This window comes from Streptomyces sp. JLBT605 (assembly GCF_058215555.1).
The window spans coordinates 6809165-6826205 of record NZ_CM177087.1 but is presented as its reverse complement, the minus strand read 5'-3'; the positions used below and the strand labels follow the sequence as shown (position 1 = coordinate 6826205).

General features: G+C 72.4%; 17 protein-coding genes and 1 pseudogene. 6 read left to right on the top strand and 12 right to left on the bottom strand.

Annotated features, from left to right (window positions below; all coding sequences use genetic code 11):
- Window positions 1-64 precede the first annotated feature (64 nt).
- The 4 genes from AC4BDD_RS29690 to AC4BDD_RS29675 all read left to right on the top strand — a co-directional run bounded on the left by AC4BDD_RS29690 (window position 65) and on the right by AC4BDD_RS29675 (window position 4795).
- Window positions 65-610 carry an RNA polymerase sigma factor gene (locus AC4BDD_RS29690; RefSeq protein WP_490688562.1) on the top strand — a complete coding sequence of 182 codons (546 nt, stop codon included), beginning with the start codon at window positions 65-67 and terminating at the stop codon, window positions 608-610.
- Complete coding sequence (locus tag AC4BDD_RS29685) at window positions 607-2445, top strand: IclR family transcriptional regulator domain-containing protein (protein WP_490688561.1); 1839 nt, start codon at window positions 607-609, stop codon at window positions 2443-2445. The genes AC4BDD_RS29690 and AC4BDD_RS29685 overlap by 4 nt, the downstream gene beginning before the upstream one ends.
- 143 nt (window positions 2446-2588) lie before the next feature.
- Entirely contained in the window at window positions 2589-3791 is a 1203-nt protein-coding gene (locus AC4BDD_RS29680; protein ID WP_490691976.1) for a DUF418 domain-containing protein, read from the top strand.
- 65 nt (window positions 3792-3856) lie between these two features.
- On the top strand, window positions 3857-4795 hold the full coding sequence (locus tag AC4BDD_RS29675; RefSeq protein ID WP_490688560.1) for an aminoglycoside phosphotransferase family protein: 939 nt from the start codon (window positions 3857-3859) through the stop codon (window positions 4793-4795).
- Window positions 4796-4862: 67 nt separating this feature from the next.
- On the opposite strand, the gene AC4BDD_RS29670 is transcribed toward AC4BDD_RS29675, so the two are convergent.
- From AC4BDD_RS29670 to AC4BDD_RS29660, 3 genes are all read right to left on the bottom strand, one after another.
- Complete coding sequence (locus AC4BDD_RS29670; protein ID WP_490688559.1) at window positions 4863-5639, bottom strand: MerR family transcriptional regulator; 777 nt, start codon at window positions 5637-5639, stop codon at window positions 4863-4865.
- A gap of 122 nt (window positions 5640-5761) precedes the next feature.
- Complete coding sequence (locus tag AC4BDD_RS29665) at window positions 5762-6664, bottom strand: serine hydrolase (protein ID WP_490688558.1); 903 nt, start codon at window positions 6662-6664, stop codon at window positions 5762-5764.
- Complete coding sequence (locus tag AC4BDD_RS29660; protein WP_490688557.1) at window positions 6661-7593, bottom strand: LysR family transcriptional regulator; 933 nt, start codon at window positions 7591-7593, stop codon at window positions 6661-6663. The genes AC4BDD_RS29665 and AC4BDD_RS29660 overlap by 4 nt, the downstream gene beginning before the upstream one ends.
- A gap of 168 nt (window positions 7594-7761) precedes the next feature.
- Between AC4BDD_RS29660 and bla the strand changes: the two genes are divergently transcribed.
- Window positions 7762-8688, top strand: a complete 927-nt coding sequence (gene bla, locus AC4BDD_RS29655) for a class A beta-lactamase (protein ID WP_490688556.1) — start codon at window positions 7762-7764, stop codon at window positions 8686-8688.
- 39 nt (window positions 8689-8727) lie between these two features.
- On the opposite strand, the gene AC4BDD_RS29650 is transcribed toward bla, so the two are convergent.
- A complete protein-coding gene (locus AC4BDD_RS29650; RefSeq protein WP_490688555.1) occupies window positions 8728-9360 on the bottom strand; it encodes a LysE family transporter in 633 nt (210 codons plus the stop codon).
- Window positions 9361-9705: 345 nt separating this feature from the next.
- Between AC4BDD_RS29650 and AC4BDD_RS29645 the strand changes: the two genes are divergently transcribed.
- Window positions 9706-10254 (top strand): hypothetical protein, encoded by a 549-nt coding sequence (locus AC4BDD_RS29645; protein WP_490688554.1) that lies wholly within the window; start codon window positions 9706-9708, stop codon window positions 10252-10254.
- Here the strand turns inward: AC4BDD_RS29645 and AC4BDD_RS29640 are convergent.
- From AC4BDD_RS29640 to AC4BDD_RS29605, 8 genes and pseudogenes are all read right to left on the bottom strand, one after another.
- Window positions 10224-10970: a SchA/CurD-like domain-containing protein gene (locus AC4BDD_RS29640; protein WP_490688553.1), complete on the bottom strand. Its 747-nt coding sequence runs from the start codon at window positions 10968-10970 to the stop codon at window positions 10224-10226. The two genes, AC4BDD_RS29645 and AC4BDD_RS29640, sit on opposite strands and share 31 nt — an antisense overlap.
- 13 nt (window positions 10971-10983) lie before the next feature.
- On the bottom strand, window positions 10984-12117 hold the full coding sequence (locus tag AC4BDD_RS29635) for a methyltransferase (protein WP_490688552.1): 1134 nt from the start codon (window positions 12115-12117) through the stop codon (window positions 10984-10986).
- A gap of 116 nt (window positions 12118-12233) precedes the next feature.
- Window positions 12234-13301: a methyltransferase gene (locus tag AC4BDD_RS29630; RefSeq protein WP_490688551.1), complete on the bottom strand. Its 1068-nt coding sequence runs from the start codon at window positions 13299-13301 to the stop codon at window positions 12234-12236.
- A 51-nt stretch (window positions 13302-13352) separates the two neighbouring features.
- Window positions 13353-13706 (bottom strand): TcmI family type II polyketide cyclase, encoded by a 354-nt coding sequence (locus AC4BDD_RS29625; RefSeq protein WP_490688550.1) that lies wholly within the window; start codon window positions 13704-13706, stop codon window positions 13353-13355.
- A 26-nt stretch (window positions 13707-13732) separates the two neighbouring features.
- Complete coding sequence (locus AC4BDD_RS29620) at window positions 13733-14236, bottom strand: SRPBCC family protein (RefSeq protein ID WP_490691975.1); 504 nt, start codon at window positions 14234-14236, stop codon at window positions 13733-13735.
- Window positions 14237-14311: 75 nt separating this feature from the next.
- A pseudogene (locus AC4BDD_RS29615) lies at window positions 14312-14482 on the bottom strand (phosphopantetheine-binding protein); the annotation flags it as partial.
- On the bottom strand, window positions 14479-15801 hold the full coding sequence (locus AC4BDD_RS29610) for a ketosynthase chain-length factor (protein ID WP_490688549.1): 1323 nt from the start codon (window positions 15799-15801) through the stop codon (window positions 14479-14481). The gene AC4BDD_RS29610 and the pseudogene AC4BDD_RS29615, both read right to left, overlap by 4 nt.
- On the bottom strand, window positions 15798-17012 hold the full coding sequence (locus tag AC4BDD_RS29605) for a beta-ketoacyl-[acyl-carrier-protein] synthase family protein (RefSeq protein ID WP_490691974.1): 1215 nt from the start codon (window positions 17010-17012) through the stop codon (window positions 15798-15800). The genes AC4BDD_RS29610 and AC4BDD_RS29605 overlap by 4 nt, the downstream gene beginning before the upstream one ends.
- Window positions 17013-17041 lie beyond the last annotated feature (29 nt).

Here is a 17041-nt window from a genome sequence, read left to right as displayed (position 1 = left end):
GGGCGGACCGGAGGAATCCGGTGGAGCCGTGAGCCTGCCCAGTCGCCGTCAGCAACCCACCCCCATGAGCCAGTGGAAGCCCGCGGAGCGGCTGTCGTTCTGTGCCTTTCACACCGACCGGTTCAAGGCGTACCTGGGCTTCGCCTACCTGCAACTCGGCTCGGACGCGGACGCGGAGGAAGCCGTCGACAAGACCTTCGACGCCATCATGGACGCCTGGCCGCGGATGCTGGAGATGGAGCATCTGGAGAGGTACGCCTGGACGATCCTCAAGCGCCGGATCATCGATCAGCAGCGCAGGCGGAGGCTGCGCCCGGAACCGATGGACATCACCGCCTTCGAGGCCGCCGTCAAGGACACGGTCATCGATCCGTACGAGGTCCTGACCGGCACGATCCACTTCTACACGGCCGTGCGACGGCTGAGCGAGCGCCAGCGGGACGCGGTGATCCTCTGCTACGGCCTGGACTGCACCGCCCGCGAGGCGGCAGCGATGATGGGCATCGAAGAGGCCACCGCCCGATCCCACCTCCGCCTGGCACGGAACCGCCTCGTCCGGCTACTCGACATCCCCACCGACCCCAGCGGAGACGGGAAGACCAGATCATGAGGGACCGCCAGCTTTTCCGGCACCTGGAGGACTTCTTCACCAGGGCCAGGGTCTCGGACCGGTACTCCCGGTACGACGTCTCCGCAGCCATGAGCCGGCTCCTTCGCCGGAGGGCCCAGCGCCAGGCACCGACGAGCGGGTGCGCCTGCCGGCAGACCGGCCACCTCGGACACGGTTCGGTCCCGCTGGTGCCGCTGGTCCCGCTGAAGTGGAGCGACCCCGGCCAGGACCAGCTCGTGGACGCGGAAACGGCCTGGCGCGATCTGAACGCCGTCAGCGTGCTCGTCCTCCAAGGCCAGGACGCCACCGACCGGCTGGGTGAGTTCATCGAGGCGGGGCCGGCCGACGCCCACGGTGCCCTGGTCTTCGCCTGCCTGCTCTACCTGATCGGGCACGAGGAGGGCGCGCGGTTCTGGTGGCAGTTCGCCGCCGGAGCCGACAGCGACGCGGCCGCCTACTGTCTCTTCCTCGACCACGCGCGCCAGGGCGAGTACCACGACGCCGCGCTGTGGGCCCGGCCGCTGGCCCGCCGCGGATTCTCCCCGCACGCCTCGTGGGGCCGGCGCGCCGCCGCACCGGCCAACAGCACCTTGCCGCCCACCTTGCTGGCCTGCGTCACCGACCACGATCACGAGGACCTCGGCCCGGCCCCCGAGCCCCGGCCCAGCCTCCCCGCCGCCGTGGCGGAGCTGATCCGGAAAGCACCCGTCACGCACGCGCCCGACGCCCCCGGCTCCGGCAGGCAGCGGTCCGAGGAGCACCCGTGCCCGCTGGCTCCCGCTCCGCCGGCCACCGCCGTCGCGCCCAAGCTCGCGCTCGCGGTGCCCGGGCAGACCACACCCGCCACGCGGCCCCGATGGTCCGAGCTCGCCCTCCGCCACCCCAGCGTCACGGCAGCCGCCCAGCAGGCCACCAGCCCCGCCGTCGACGACTACGACGCCCTCCGCACGGCCCGCCTCGCCCTGGGGGTGGTGAAGACCCTCGAACACCACCGCCTGGGCGTCGACAGCGGGCAGATCGGCCGTGAATGCCATCTCGCCGACGAGCAACTCGGCCCGCTGCTGGCCATGCTGTGCGCGTCTGACTTCGCCCGGCGGATCGCCGGCAGGGTCTACTTCCCCGGGCCCGCCCTGGACCGCCTCGCCGCACCCGGCGGCTCCGGCGTCGGCGCCCAACTACAGCGCACCCTCGCCCTCGCCCGGGACGGCATCGGCGCCGCCGTCTACCTCAGCCACTACGCGGACGGCGATGTCCGGATCACCCACGTGGCGGACGGCCCCGTGGCCCCCCGCGTCGAGGAGTGGGTCGACTTCCGCGCGTCCGCGCACGCCAGTGCGGTCGGCAAGTGCCTGCTCACCCAGCTCGACCACGACAGCCGGGCCGAGCACCTCGCCCGCTACAAGATCGCCCGGCTCACCAGCCGCACCATCACCAACAGCCGCACTCTCTTCCAGACCCTGGACCGGATCGCACCCAACCAACCCGTTTACGACCTGCGCGAATACTCCCCGCAGACGGTCTGCTCCGCCGTGCCCCTCACCGCCGGCAGCCACACCGGCAGCCTCGCGCTGTCCATGCCCCTCGCCCACCGCGACCGGCTGAGGACCGCGACCGCTTCCCTGGCCCGCGCGGCCGTGCCCGTCCTGCTCACCCTCCTGCTCACCGGAGGGCTCCCCACCGGCGCCCCGGCCGAGAACAACGGCCCGCTGCTGCCCCCCGGCAACGCCTACACCGCCGCCCCCACCCTCGGACCCCTGACAGCGCTCCCCGGCCCGCCACCACGCCCCTGGGCCGACCGGACACCGATCGACCGGCTCCTCGTCCACCGCACCTGACCGGGTCGTGACACTGCATCGAAGGATGTAGTGGTCATTCGTCGCCGCGGACGAGGAATCCGGCTCTGATCGCCCCGACCATGGTGGAAAGCGGAGATCACGGGCGGGATCAGGAGGCCAGGACGGTGGGCACGGGGGCAGTGATGGCGGCGGAGCGGGCCGCCGGCGGAGCGGGCGACGGAGCGCGAGCGCGCCTGCCGTTGCTGGATGTGCTGCGCGGGGTGGCGATTCTGGGGACGTTGATGAGCAACGTCTGGATCTTCGCCGGGCCGGGCGCCGAGTGGGGCGTCCTCAGCGGCAACGCCGGGATCCAAGCGGTGGACCTGTCCTCCCCGGCCGGGGTGGCGGAGGCGGTCTTCCGCTCCCTGGCGAACGGCAAGTTCCTGTCGATGCTGACGATCCTCTTCGGAGTCGGGCTGGCCATCCAGTTCCGGTCGGCCGCCCGGCGCGGGCAGCCGTGGCCGGGCCGGTACAAGTGGCGGGCGCTGTTCCTCTTCGTCGAGGGGACCGTGCACTTCGTCTTCGTCTTCGCCTGGGACGTGCTGATGGGCTACGCGGTGGTCGCGCTGCTGGTGGCCTGGCTGCTCACGCGGTCCGCGCGGGCCCAGCGCGTCACGTGGATCACCATGGGCGGCCTCCACCTGACGGCGGTGACGCTGCTCACGGCCGCCGCGCTGCTCGCCTCGGACGGCGATTCGGACGGCGCCCCCGACGCCGAAGCGGTGGAGCTGTACGCCGAGGGGGGATACGGGGAGCAGGTCGCGTTCCGGCTGTCGCACGCGGGGGCGCTGCGCGTGGAACCGGTGTTCACCTTCGGGCTGTTGGTGTTCCTCTTCCTGCTCGGCGTACGGCTCTTCAGGGCCGGGGCCTTCTCGGACGACGCGGCCGGGCGGCGTATCCGGCGCCGGATGGCCGGGTGGGGGCTCGGGGTCGGCCTGCCCCTCGAAGTCCTGGCGGTCCTGGGCGGTTCGGACTTCTTCCTGCTGGAGCGGTACGGGGTGGCGCCGGTACTGGCGATGGGCTACCTCGGTCTCATCGGGATGCTGATGGACCGGCTCCGCCGGCCGGGCCCACTGGTCTCCGCCTTGACCTCCGTCGGCCGTACCGCCCTGTCCTGCTACGTACTGCAGAACGTGCTCGCCATGCTGGCCTGCTACGGCATCGGCCTGGGACTGGCGTCCCGTCGGGCGGACGCCGGGCCGTGGTGGGTGATGGGCCTGTGGGCGGCGATCTGCCTGGTGCTGGTGGTGGGTTCGAGCCTGTGGCTGCGGAGGTTCGAGCACGGGCCGCTGGAATCGGTGCAGAAGCGACTGCTGCGGCCGGGCCGTCGCCCGCGAACGGGTTGAGGGGTACGAGGGTTTTGCCCGGGGCCGAGCCGGGGCGGCGTCGGGCCGGTGCGTAGGGTGCCCGAATGGTCGATATTCCAGAGGCGTTCGCACGGACCACGATCGAGCGTGAGGGAGAGCCCGGCGCGGCATGGCTTGCCGAACTGCCCGGGATGGTGGAGGAGTTGCTGGCGCGCTGGGGGTGCGTGCCGGACGGCGACGTCATGCACGGCGGCGTGGGAGTCGTCGTTCCGGTGCGACGGCCGGTCGAGGGAGCCGCCGTGGTGAAGGTGTCCTTCCCCCACCCCGGCAACGTCCATGAGCCGGACGCGTTCACGGCGTGGGGCGGGCGCGGTGCCGTGCTGTTGCACGAGCGCGACGACGAACGCTTCGCGATGCTGCTGGAGCGGGTCCGGTCATCGACCCTGGAAGAGGTCGAGGACGGCGATGAGGTGGTGAGCGTCGCGGGGCGGGTCGGTCGTCGGCTGGCCATTCCCGCGCCGCCCGGACTGCCCCGGCTCCAGGAGCAGGCCGATGTGTGGGAGGACCAGCTCCGCAAGGATGCCGTGGAGCTGTCGCACACCCTGCCGCGCCACGTGCTGGACGCCGCCGTGGCAACCGTCCGCGAACTGGGCCGCGTCCAGCCGGACACCCTCATCCACGGTGACCTGCACCCGCGCAACATCCTGCGCGCCGACCGTGAGGCGTGGCTGGCCGTCGACCCCAAGGGGTACGTGGGAGACCTCGCGTACGACGGCGGCACACTGCTCAAGTCGCGCGCGCTGACGCTGCTCGGAGCGGACGACCTGCGCAAGGCGCTGCACCGCGCGCTGTGCGTCTTCGCGGAGGCGGCGGAGCTCGATCGCGAGCGCGTGCGGCGCTGGGCCCAGCTCCATGCGGTCCAGGCCGCGTTCTGGGGGCGCCGCCACGGATTCCGTATCGCCCGCGACGGTGCGCGCTTGGACTGGCTCACGCAAGCGGCCGACCGCTTGGCGGAGTTCCTCACGGACCCCGCCTGGTCGTGAACCTGCCGGTAGGGAGAGGGGGCCCGTCGCCGGGGGTCTGCAGCCCCCCGGCGATGCGGCCCGTCGGTCAGCTCAGCCGAGCGTCGGCGTAGCAGGCCATCGCGTCGCGCTGGTAGGGGGCCAGCCCGTCGGCGATCTTGTCGAAGTTCTCCCGGAACTGCGGGTCGTCGACGTAGGTCTGGCCCAGTCCCTTGTACGCGGCGGCGTTCGGGGTCCAGAAGCGGCACACGCCCTGGTAATGGGCGTCCACCTCGGCCTGTACCCCGGGGTCGGCGACCGGTGTGCCGGCCACCATGAACTCCGCCATGCGGATCATCTGCGCCGTCACCTCACGCTGCCACCGCTGCGTCTCCTCGGTGGTCATCGTCTCGATGACCTGGCGGGACTGCTCCCACTGCTCCGGCCACCGCTCGCGCGCCTCGATCTCGGAGCGGGAGAGCTCGGCGCGTGAGGCCTCGAAGCCCTCGAAGAGGTTCTCCGGCCTGTTGATCTTCGCCATGTCGTTGTCGTCCTTGCCTTCCTCCAGTTCGGCGATGGTGCGGCCGACCGTGTGGGCGAGCGTCTCCAGCCGGTCCCGTTCCGCCAGCAGCCTTAGGTGGTGCTCGCGGAGTACGGCCACCTGATCGACCTGGCTGTCCAGGACCGCCCGGATCTCCCGCAGCCCGACACCCAGCTCCCGCATCAGCAGGATCTGCTGCAGCCGCAGCAGCTCGGCCTCCTGGTAGTGGCGGTGCCCGTTGCCGCCGATCCATGCCGGCGGCAGCAGGCCGATCTCGTCGTAGTGCCGCAGCGTCCGGGACGTCACCCCGGACATCCGGGCCACATCCGCGATCGACCAGGCCATTGCCCTGCCTCCCATCGCCGGGCCGGTCTCTCCGGCCCCACGACAAGACGGTAGAAGTTGACGCAACGGCAACCGCAAGCCGGAACGGGCCCCTCCGCGGAGCCGGCCGGCGGTCGCGGTGGCTAGAACTGCCGGAGGTGGTCGCGGAGGGTCCGGGCGACCTCCGCCATGAGGGCTTCGGCGCCGGGCTGGGTGCCGGCCGGGACGAGTGACTCGGTGAGGACGGCCACGGCGAAGGCCTGGCCGTCGGAGTGCTCCACGACACCGATCTCATGGCGGAGGTTGAGCAGCGTGCCGGTCTTGGAGGACCAGGTGGTGGCGTCGGAGCTGAAGTCCGGGGCGAGCCGGTGCCGGATGAGGTTGTGGGCCATGAGGTCGCGCACCCGCTTCGCCACTTCGGGGTGGATCTTCGAAGGGGTCCACAGGGCTTGGAGCAGTTCGACCCAGGCGCGTGCGCTGCCGGTGCTGGCACGGCTGGTGTCGAGCTGCTCCACCCGGTGTCCGCGGCCGCTGGTGCCCGAGTCGATGGCCAGGGCGTGGGCGAGATGGGCCTGGGCGGCGTCGAAGCGTTCCACGGGGGTGTCGGAGAGCTCGCGCATGCCGTGTCGGACGGTGACGCCGCGGAGGCCGAGCCCGTGGAGGATGTCGGCGACCCGGGCGGGCGGGGTGAGGGCGAAGAGCGCGTCGGCGGCCGTACCGTCACTGACGCAGGTGCTCAGGTAGAGCAGGTCGTCGATGGCGATCCGGGCGGGGTGGCGGAAGCGGCTGAGCCCGGTGGGGCCGGGGGTGGTGATCCGCCCTGGTGGCACGTCGAGCAGGGTGGCTCCGTCGAGTTCGCCCCGTCGGATGCGCTCCGCCGTCGCCAGCGCGAGCGGGATCTTGACCAGGGACGCGGCGGGGAGCCGGGTGTCCGGATCGATCCCCAGTTCCTCGCCGGAGTGGAGGTCCCGTACCAGCAGGCAGCCGTGCAGGCCGCCGTCGCGCAGTTGCCGGCGCAGGTCGTCAAGGAGTGCCTCGGTGTTCACGCCGTCGTCCCTCCGGTGGTGCCCGCCCGGGTGCCGTCCGCGCCGAGGCAGCGGGCGATGGCGTCACCCAGGCGCGCCTCGATGGGGTGCGGGTTGCCCTCCGCGGCGACGGCGAGGGCGTATCCCCGGCTGAGCGTGATCTCGCCGATCGGCCGCCATTCCAGGGCGAGTTCCGCGGCCTGTGCGGGAGAGCAGAGCAGCAGGTCGCCTGTGCAGAGGACCTCCGCCGCGGCGGTCGTCACGTCGGCCGCGGCGAGGACCTGCGCGGGCCGCAGGCCGACCGCGTCGCGCAGCCGCGTCAGCGGGTCGCGGATGTGCGGGACGTCGTCTTCCGGTTGGATCCAGATATGGCGGGCGGGGCCGGGGCGGGCCCGCCGTATCCGCAGTGTTTCGAGGTAGACGCGGTTCACGCCGGGGTCCTGGGCAGCGGCGAGCCCGAGCGGCACGGACCACCTCGCCTCGTCCGGCGGCACCGCGAGCACGGCGGCGCGCACTCGCCCGGCCACCCCGGGGAGTGCCCCCGACGGGGCGTGGACGAGCTCCCCGCGCCGCGTGGGCGCGGCGGGGTGGAGTTCGAGGTTGACGCCGTGCCCGCGGGCCTCGGCCACGAGGCGGGCGAGATCGACCGTGGAGCAGATGGCGGGCAGCGCGAGCCGCCACGGCTTGCGCTTGGCGGCTTCCGCCTCGTGCAGCAGCACATCGGCCGCCCGCACGAGCTGCCCGGCCACCGGCAGCATGTCCCGTCCGAAGGGGGTGAGGACGGCTCGCCGCGAGGTGCGCTCGAAGAGTTGCTCACCGAAGTGTTCCTCCAGTGCGGCGACGCGACGGCTGGCCACCGACTGGGACATCCGGACCGCGGCCGCTCCGACGGTGAAGCTGCCGTGCTTGCTGACGCTGACGAACGCGCGACACGCTCCCACAAGATCCACAGCCTGAACCCTATGCCAGATCGGCATGGAACAGCGCATAAGCGTATTGGACCGCATGGCCGCCGACGATCAGGGTGGTCCCAGCACCAACGACCACTCACCGGATGGAGCCGCCTGCGCTCCCTCCGCTACCGCGCCCTGCGTGCGGGCGCCCAGGAGGTTTGGACCATGCAGCACACCCGTGCCCGGCGCGCCGTTCTCGGTGCGCTCGCCGCGCTCGCCATCGTCCCGCTCGCGGGCTGCGGCGAAGACGGCTCCGCGGCCTCGCCATCGCCATCCGCCACGGCGGCGCGGCCGGGGAAGGCCGCGCAACCGTACACCCGCGAGTTCAAGCACCTTGAGCGGAAGTTCGGCGCCCGACTGGGTGTCTACGCCATCGACACCGGCACCGGCCGCGAGGTGGCCTACAACGACGGCGAGCGGTTCGCCTACAACTCCACGTTCAAGGCGCTCGCCGCCGGTGCCGTGCTGCGCCGGTACTCCCTGAAGGGAATGGACAAAGTGATCACCTACTCGAAGGGCGACCTCATCGACTACTCCCCGGTGACCGAGAAGCACGTCAAGACCGGGATGACGCTGCGTGAGCTGTGCGAGGCCGCCGTCCGCTTCAGCGACAACACGGCGGCCAACCTGCTGTTCGACGCGCTCGGCGGGCCCAAGGCCCTCGACGCCGCACTCGAGAAGATCGGTGACGACGTGACCCGCATGGAGCGCCGCGAGCCCGAGCTGAGCCGCTGGGTACCGGGCGAGACGCGGGACACGACGACGCCGCGGGCGATCGCGAAGGACCTGCGCGCGTACGTGCTCGGGGACGTGCTCGGCAAGCCCGAACGCGCCCGGCTCACGAAGTGGCTGCGGACCAACGTCACCGGAGACGAGCTCATCAGGGCCGGGATGCCGGGGGGCTGGGTGGTCGGCGACAAGACCGGAACCGGCAGCTACTACGGTGCCCGCAACGACATCGCCGTGGTGTGGCGCCCCAACGCCGCCCCCATCGTGATGGCGATCTTGTCGAACCGTCACGACAAGGGTGCCCGCTTCGACAACAAGCTGATCGCGGACGCGGCATCCGTGGTCGCCGACTCGCTGTCGTAGCGGGCGGGGGCGTCCGCGGGTGAGCGCGGCCGACGCGGGTCAGGGCACCGACATCAGCAGTTGGACGGCGAGTACGGCGATCAGCGCGCTGGAGGCCAGGGCGGTGACGAGCCGCCCGCGGTCGCCGGTCAGCGCCCGGCCGAGCAGTGCTCCGCCGCCGGCGAGAAGCAGTTGCCAGCTTGCGGATGCCAGGAAAGCCGCGAGGACGAACGCGGCCTGCTCCAGCCGGCTGGGATCCGCCGCGGTCCGGCTGCCGAGCACCAGCGCCGCGAAGTAGACGACGGTCAGCGGGTTCATCATCGTCATGCCCAGCAATCCCAGATAGGCCCGGGCGGGGCTGACGTGGGTCTCATCGGCCCGGGTCGCCGTCCGGCGCGCGCGGTACCGGGTGATCGCGTTTGCGCCACTGTGGGCCGCCAGCGCGATCAGCACCACGGCCGAAGCGCATCGCAGCGGAAGGGCGATCGGCCCGATCACCTGGGCGAGCGCGGAGCCGCCGACCACGGCGATCAAGGCGTAAAGGCCGTCGGCGGTCGCGACCCCCAGAGCAGCGGCGGCACCGACCTTCCATGACGTCCGGGCGGTGAGGGCCACCAGATACGCCGCGACCGCCCCCACCGGCACGGCGATGCCGTAGCCGGCGAGAAGGCCCGCGACCAGGGCGGCGGTCACGTGTGCGCGAGTATCGGCCTCCGCGGTCGACCGGGCTGCTGTCGGCCTCGCACCGATCGGACGGTGGAGGTCGGCGGCAGGCAGGCGGTGATCGTGGTCATGGGCAGATGCTCGGGCAGTCCGGCTGCCCGCGACAACTCGTTTTCTTCTCGCTCGGGCAGGCGGAGCGGTCCCGGTGCTCAGCCGCGGTCGGCCGATGTGCTTCCCGAAAGCCGCATCCGGGCGGACCATCGGCTGGACACCGGGGAACGCGCACCATCCCGCCCCGACCGAATCCCAGGCTCGGCGAGCGACCGTTGCCTGACCGGGCAGGTGGAGTGGGTGGTACGGCAGAGGGGGAGGCACATGACCGTCATCGTCGGGCTGGTACACAACAAGCGGGTGCATCTGGGCGGGGACTCGGCCGGCGTCTGCGGCTACAGCCTCACCATCCGCCGGGATCCGAAGATCTTCCGCAACGGCCCCTACGCCATGGGCTTCACCACCAGCTTCCGCATGGGGCAGCTGCTGCATCACGCGTTCAAGGCGCCCAAACCCAAGGGCGACCTGGACCGGTTCATGGCCACCACTTTCGTCGACGCGCTGCGCGCCTGCCTCAAGAAGGGCGGCTGGGCGCGCAAGGACTCCGAGCAGGAGGAGGGCGGGACGTTCCTGGTCGGCGTGGACGGCCGCCTGTTCGCCGTGTACGCCGACTACCAGATAGCCGAGCCCGCCGACGGATACGCGGCCGTCGGGTGCGGGGAGGAATTCGCACTCGGCGCGCTGCACGCCACGGCGGGCCTGGGTCTCAAACCGCGCAAGCGGCTGGCGCTGGCCCTCGCGGCCGCCAACCACCACAGCTCCGGAGTCTCGGCGCCGTTCGGCTACGTCACCGCGCGGAAGCGTCCTTCCTGATCCCCGTCCCCATCCCCGTCCCCGTCGCCGAGCCGGGGATCGACGGGGTGGGGGTTCATGGCGCAGGTGGTGAAGAAGGCGCGGAATCCCTCGGCGGTGGTGAGGTCGGCGGGGAAGGACAGCAGCCGGTTGAGGGCGGCGCCCAGAGGCGAGCGGGGCACCACACGGGCGATGTTGTCCAGCTCCTCCTCCGCCGAGGCGGTGGCCTCCCAGTACCGCACCACGGTGTCCTCTCGCGCGTACACCGTGCTGCTGACCAGGGCCGAGGCGAGCCGCTGCGGAGTACGGGGGGCGACGCCGGCGCTGAGCAGACGGCACAGCTCCTCGCCGTGGCCGGGTCGCACCGGGTAGAGCAGGGCACGGCGCTGTAGGTCCTTGCCCGGTGGTTCCGGGCGGCGGTAGTGGGCTCGGCGGTCCAGGCAAGCGCGGGCCAGGAAGGTGGCCGTCGGCAGCCCCTCCGGCACTTCGCACAGGTGCCGCAGCTCGGCGTCCCGGTCGGGCGCCCCGGCAGGCGCCGTGGAGCGGCCCCGGCCGGGGCGCTCGGTGAGGTGCACCACCCGGCCGGGGGCGAGGAAGGTGGCCACCGGACGTGCCGGCGGGGCGGGGGCCCGGCCGCCGTCCCGGTCGTCCACGGGCGCCGCGGTGAGGAGCCGCGCCAGCGTGCGCTCCTCACCGGGCCGGACGCGCAGGCTCAGTGCGATGCGTTCGGTCTCCATGGTCCGCCGCCCGCTACGCCGGCTTCCGGTCCGCCATCAGGAAGACGGTGAACATGGGCGCCGGGGCATCGTGTACGGACGGGGTTTCCAGGCCGGCCGCGGTGAGCATCGCCGTCAGCTCGTCGAGGGAGTAGGTCTGCCCCCGCTCCGAGATGGCGAGCATCATCATGGAGAACACCTGGGCGACATGGTCCCGCTCGGGGTCATCGCCGGTCGGTGTCATCTCCTGGACGACCACCCGGCCTCCCGGCCTGAGGGCCGCGACCACACGTTCCAGCAGGGTGGCGCACTGCTCGGGGCCGAAGTTGTGCAGCACGTTGTTGAGCAGGACCAGGTCGTACTGCCCCTGGTAGGAGACCGTGAACAGGTCCCCGGCGATCTCCGAGACCCGCCCCTGCACCGCCTGGCGTTCGGCGGCGTCGCGGCGCACGTCCAGGACGCCGGGCCAGTCGAGCAGGGTCACCCGGGATCGCGGCAGCACCGCGGCGAGGTGGCAGCCGTAGCGACCGCTGCCGGCGCACAGGTCCAGGATCCTCAGCTCGTCACGGCCCTCGGCCCAGGGGGCGAGCAGTTCGGCGGTCCGCCGCGCTCCCTGGTCGGCGATCCAGCCGCTGGCCTGCGCGAAGTTCCGCCAGAACGGGTGCTCGTGGGGGTTGCCCACACCGGTGACGACGCTGCCGCCCGCGCGTACCGACTCGGCCAGGCGCCGCTCGGCCTCCCAGACGAAGTCGTGCAGCGGGATGCCGGCGGTGGCGCCGAGGTAGTCGTCGCTGCCCGAGAGCAGGTAGGCGCGGGACATGTCGGTCAGCCCGTAGCGGCCGCCGTTCCGGACGAGGATCCCGTCGAGCGAGGTGAGGACGTCCAGCAGGATCCGGGTGGCGCGGGGGTCGGCGCCGATCGCCTCGGCCACGGCGCCGGCCTCGCGCGGGCCGTCGGCCAGGGAGTCGAAGAGGCGCAGTTCGATGCCGGCTCGCAGGGCGGCGGAGCCGTGCACCCCGGAGAGCGTCCGCAGCAGCGGCAGGGGGGTCACGGGGGCGCCACCGGAAGGCGGGTCGCCGGCCTCGTACGGTGCCTGGCCGACGGTCTCACGGGGGGTCTCGCGGGGGGCCTTGTGGGCGGTCTCGCGGGTTGGGGGGTTGTCGAGCACGGTCTCGGTCTTCCTCTTCGGTCTCGGATCGCGGTGTGGGGGCAGCCGGGGAGGATGGCACTGGGGGGATGACAGCGGGGCTGGGGGGAGGGGCGTCGGCGAGCCCGGTCGAGCGGTCAGGGCTCGCCGTCGGTCGTGCGGCGTGCGACCTCGATCACGAACAGGCTGCTCGCCGTGGGCCTGACCTCGGCGATCCGCAGACCCGCTTGGGCGAGCAGGGCCTCGATCTGCCGCCGGGTGTGCTTCCTGCCACCCACGTTGAGCAGGAGCAGCAGGTCCATCCCCGTGGTCACCTTCGGCTCGGGGCTGTCCTCGACCAGGTTCTGCACCAGGACCGCCCGGCCCGCGTCGCCCATCGCCTCGGCCACATGGCGCAGCGTGGTGACGGTGCGCTCGTCGTCCCATTCGAGCAGGTTCTTCAGGATGTACAGGTCGCCGCCCGGCGGTACGCCTTCCAGGCAGCTGCCGCCGACGACGCGTGCGCGGTCGGCGAGTTCACCACCGTCGCGGAGTGCCGGATCGGCACGGGCGATGACGGTGGGCATGTCGTACAGCACCCCGCTGAGCTCCGGGTGCCGCTCCAGCAACGTGCGGAGCAGGTGTCCCCTGCCGCCGCCGACGTCGACGACCAGGTGGACGCCCGAGAGGTCGAGCGCGTCGGCGACCATGGCGGAGGTGAACGAACTGGACTGGGTCATCGCCTTGTTGAAGACTTCGGCGGACTCGGGGGCGTCCTGGGTCAGGTAGGCGAAGAACTCCTTGCCGAACAGCTCCGGCACCACGGGCCGGCCCGTGCGGAGGGCCTGTGTGAGGTGCGGCCATGCCTGCCAGGTCCACGGGGCGGTCGTCCACAGCACCTGGTAGCGCACGCTGTGCGGGTCGTCCTCGCGCAGGACGCGGGAGTACGCGGTGTGCGCGTAACGGTCCTCGGTGACCTCTTCGAAGATGCCGTGAGCCGCGAGCGCCCGCAGCAGCCGGCCCAGCGCTCCGGGGTGGAGGCCGAGCCGGCTGCCGAGTTCGTCGGCGTCTACCGGTTCCTCGTCGATCGCGTCGGGGATCCGCAGTTCGACCGCGGTCGTGAGCATGGCCGAGACCCACAGGCCCATCGCCAGCTCCTTGACGCGGGCGGCGGTGGCCAACTGGGGGGCGAAGGCGGGTTTGGTACAGGACTCGGTGAGCGCCACGGTGTTTCCGTTCGGTAGGAGGCGGGTGCCGCGGTACGGGCAGGGACGGTCTCAGGGGCGGATGAGGACTCCGGCGTCCTGCCGCCAGTGGTAGAACTGCCGGGCAGAGGCTTCACCGACGCTCCCCCAGGCGCCGTTGTAGGGGGTGACGTGCTCGTCCATGGCCGCGCTGATCGACTTGAACAGGGGGTTGTCGCGCTGCGGGGTGAGTGTCCGGGACAGCGGGGCTTCCGACCGCACCAGGTGGAGGTACAGGTCCTGGAAGGTGAACAGGCGCCGCTCCCGGACGCCGATGCACCGGGGCAGTTCGGTGGCGTCCGAATCGGCGAACAGCTTGCTGATCGCTTCCTCGCGGCAGGCGGTGTCCCCCGGCCTGAGGCGGGCGACGATGAGGGTGGTGGTCACCAGGGCTCCTTGGTTGTCGGTGCAGGTCACTCCCGCGACCGGGCGCGTTCCTCGATGCGGTCCCGGATGAGCTCCATCTGGATGCGGGAATTGCGGTTGATCCGCTCGGTCATGGCGGCGTCGTCCACCGGGGCCTCGGGCTTCATGTGGAACTCCTGCACCCACCGCATCCGTACGCCGCCGTCAACTTCGGTGAAGTCCCAGAAGATGTCCATGGACTCGAAGGGTCCGGTCTCGACACGGCGGGCCCGGACGGTGCGGGTCGCCGGGTCGGGGGTGCGCTCGGAGACCCAAGCCCAGACGCGGCCCTGCTCGTCGGGGTGCATGGTGAGCCGGAAGCGCACCGTGTCGCCGTCCCGGTGGAGGATCTCCGCCCGCTGGTACTCGCTGAACAGCCGGGGCCAGGAGACCACGTCGTTGGTCATCTCCCACACCAGGTCGAGGGGGGCGTCGATGACGATCGAGTTCTCGGTGCGGGCACGCCCGGCATGCCGGGCCGCCGGGGCCGGCGAGCCGGGCCGCCCGGGCATCAGGTGGGTGTTGACCAGGTCGACGGTCTGCCGCGGCGTGGTGGCCGGGGTGAGGGAGCCCTCGGGCAGGCTGGTGTGGAAGGCGTTCTCCACCCGCGCGGAGATCTCCAGCAGGGCGAGCGAGTCCAGGCCGAGGTCGCCGTAGGGGCTGTCGGCCCGTGCGTCGTCCAGGTGCACGGCGGTGTCGGCACCCGCGCTGCGGTGGATGATCAGCCGCAGGTCTTCCAGGGTGAAGGGGGTGGTCATCGGGTGTGTTCCTCTCTGGCGGGGGTGCGCAGGGGTGCGCGCACCACCAGGGCCGAGTTCATGCCGCCGTGGCCGCGGGCGACCACGAGAGCGGCGCGGACCGGAGCCGGTCGCGGCTCTCCCACGACGAGATCGAGGCCGAGCTCGGGATCCGGCCGGATCGCATGCGCGGACGGCGGGATGACACCGTCCCGGATGGCCAGCAGCGCGGTGGCCACGTCCAGTGCCGCCCCGCCGTACAGCCGCCCGGTCAGGGTCTTGGTCGCGGTGACGGGCACGGCGTGCGGGCCGAAGAGGTCGGTGAGCACGTTGGCCTCGGCGCGGTCCCAGGCGGGCACTCCGGCCGCGTCCGCGAAGACCACGTCGATCTCCTCGGGCGCCATCGAGGCGTCGGCCAGGGCGCCCCGCACGGCCTGGCGGAGGGTGCGTGGACGGCCGGAGCCCGGGGGCGGGTCGAAGGTCGCGGCGTGCCCGGCGATCTCGCCGTACACCTGCGGCGCACGCCGCAGTTCGGCGCTGGGCCCGTCTTCCACGATCAGGATCGCCCCGCCCTCTCCGGGCAGATGGCCGCGGGCCCGGAGGTCGAAGGGCAGGTAGGCGGTCTCCGGGTCGCGAGCGGTGCTGAGCCTGCCCGTCGGCAGCTGGGCGACCAGTCCGTAGGGGCACAGCGAGGCGTCGGTGCCGCCGCTGACCACCAGGCGGGTGCCGTCCCGCAGCACCCGGCGGGCGTGCGCCAGCGCGTCCAGCGCGCCGGCCTGTTCCGCCGCCACGACCCCGCACGGGCCGCGCAGGCCGTGGCGCACGGACAGCTGCCCGGTGGTGGCGGCGTAGAACCAGGCGATGGACTGGTAGGCGCTGACATGGCGGGATCCGCGCGACCACAGCGCCTCGATCTCCCGCTGGCCGAACTCGGTGCCGCCGGAGGACGAGGAGGTGACGACGGCCATCTCGTACTCGTCGTAGCCGGTCCGGCCGGCCACCGTCTCCGGCTCGTCCCCGGCCGGGTCCGGGGACTCGGCCGGGGCCGCGCGCGAGGGGCCGGCCCCGGCGTCGGCGAGCGCGAACTCGGCTGCCCTGAGGGCCAGATGGGTCCAGCGGTCGGTCTGTACGGCGAGGCGTCCGGGCACGTGCTCCTCGGCGGTGAAGCCGGTCACCTCGCCCGCCAGCGTCACCGGGTAGCGGGAGGCGTCGAAGCGGCTGATCGGAGCGATGCCGCTCTGCGCGTGCAGGGTCGCCTTCCAGTACTCCTCGGTGCCGATGCCGTTGGCCGCGATCACCCCGATGCCCGTGACGACGGCGGGCCGCCTCCGCTCGCTCACCGGGTGCGTCCCGGGCGGGCGAGCAGCAGCGCGGTCTGGAAGCCGCCGAATCCGCTTCCCACCGACAGGGCCACGTCCATGGTGTGCTCCCGGGCGACCAGCGGCACGTAGTCCAGGTCGCACTCGGGGTCCGGGACGCGCAGGTTGGCGGTGGGCGGTACCACCTGGTGCTCCAGGGCGAGAACGCTGGCGACGGCCTCGATCGCCCCGATGGCGCCCAGGGAGTGGCCGATCATCGACTTGATGGAGCTGACCGGCACCTCATAGGCGCGCTCGCCCAGACTCCGTTTGTACGCGGCCGTCTCGTGCCGGTCGTTCTGCCGGGTCCCCGATCCGTGCGCGTTGATGTAGTCGATGTCCGCCGGGTCGAGCCGGGCGCGGTCCAGCGCCGCCCTGATCGCCTCGGCCATCTCGCGGCCGTCGGGTTTGAGGCCGGTCATGTGGAAGGCGTTGCTGCGCCCGGCGAACCCGGCGATCTCGGCGTACACGTGTGCGCCACGGGCCTCGGCGTGCGCGCGCTCCTCCAGGACCATCACGGCCGCCCCCTCCCCCAGCACGAAGCCGTCGCGCCGGGCGTCGAAGGGGCGGGAGGCGCCGGCGGGGTCGTCGTTGTGGGCGGAGGTGGCTTTGATGGCGTCGAAGCTGGCCGAGGTGATCGGCGAGATCGGCGCGTCCGTGGCACCCGCGAGGACGACGTCGGCGCTGCCCTCGGCGACCAGGTGCATGCCGTAGCCGATGGCGTCCAGTCCCGAGGTGCATCCGGTGGAGATGAGGTTCACCGGGCCCTCGGCACCGCACGCCCAGGCCGTCTCCACCGCCAGCGTGCTCGGGATCATGTACCCGTACAGGTGCGGGACGGCGTACTCGGCGTCCACCAGGTGCAGGCGCCCCCGGTCGCTCAGGACGACGTACTCCTCTTCGAGGCCCGTGGTGCACCCCACCGCGCTGCCGAGGCTGACTCCGAGACGGTCGCGCCGCAGCCGCGCGAACTGAGCACCGCTGTCGGCCATCGCCTCGCGCGCGGCCACCACGGCGAACTGCGCCGCCCGGTCCATCCGGCGGATCTGCTGCGGGGTGAGCCCGGCGGTGACCGGGTCGAAATCGCACTCGGCGGCGATCTGCGAGCGGAACCCGCCGGGGTCGAACAGAGTGATCCGGCGGACGGCCGTGCGCCCTTCGGTGAGCAACTGCCAGAAGGACTTGACCCCCATGCCGCCGGGCGCGACGACGCCGAGCCCGG

Bases quoted from the DNA above. Each gene is read 5' to 3' on its own strand.
- AC4BDD_RS29690 (WP_490688562.1), top strand. From the start codon at position 65: ATGAGCCAGTGGAAGCCCGCGGAGCGGCTGTCGTTCTGTGCCTTTCAC.
- AC4BDD_RS29685 (WP_490688561.1), top strand. From the start codon at position 607: ATGAGGGACCGCCAGCTTTTCCGGCACCTGGAGGACTTCTTCACCAGG.
- AC4BDD_RS29680 (WP_490691976.1), top strand. From the start codon at position 2,589: ATGGCGGCGGAGCGGGCCGCCGGCGGAGCGGGCGACGGAGCGCGAGCG.
- AC4BDD_RS29675 (WP_490688560.1), top strand. From the start codon at position 3,857: ATGGTCGATATTCCAGAGGCGTTCGCACGGACCACGATCGAGCGTGAG.
- AC4BDD_RS29670 (WP_490688559.1), bottom strand. From the start codon at position 5,639: ATGGCCTGGTCGATCGCGGATGTGGCCCGGATGTCCGGGGTGACGTCC.
- bla (WP_490688556.1), top strand. From the start codon at position 7,762: ATGCAGCACACCCGTGCCCGGCGCGCCGTTCTCGGTGCGCTCGCCGCG.
- AC4BDD_RS29645 (WP_490688554.1), top strand. From the start codon at position 9,706: ATGACCGTCATCGTCGGGCTGGTACACAACAAGCGGGTGCATCTGGGC.
- AC4BDD_RS29640 (WP_490688553.1), bottom strand. From the start codon at position 10,970: ATGGAGACCGAACGCATCGCACTGAGCCTGCGCGTCCGGCCCGGTGAG.
- AC4BDD_RS29620 (WP_490691975.1), bottom strand. From the start codon at position 14,236: ATGCCCGGGCGGCCCGGCTCGCCGGCCCCGGCGGCCCGGCATGCCGGG.
- AC4BDD_RS29605 (WP_490691974.1), bottom strand. From the start codon at position 17,012: ATGGGGGTCAAGTCCTTCTGGCAGTTGCTCACCGAAGGGCGCACGGCC.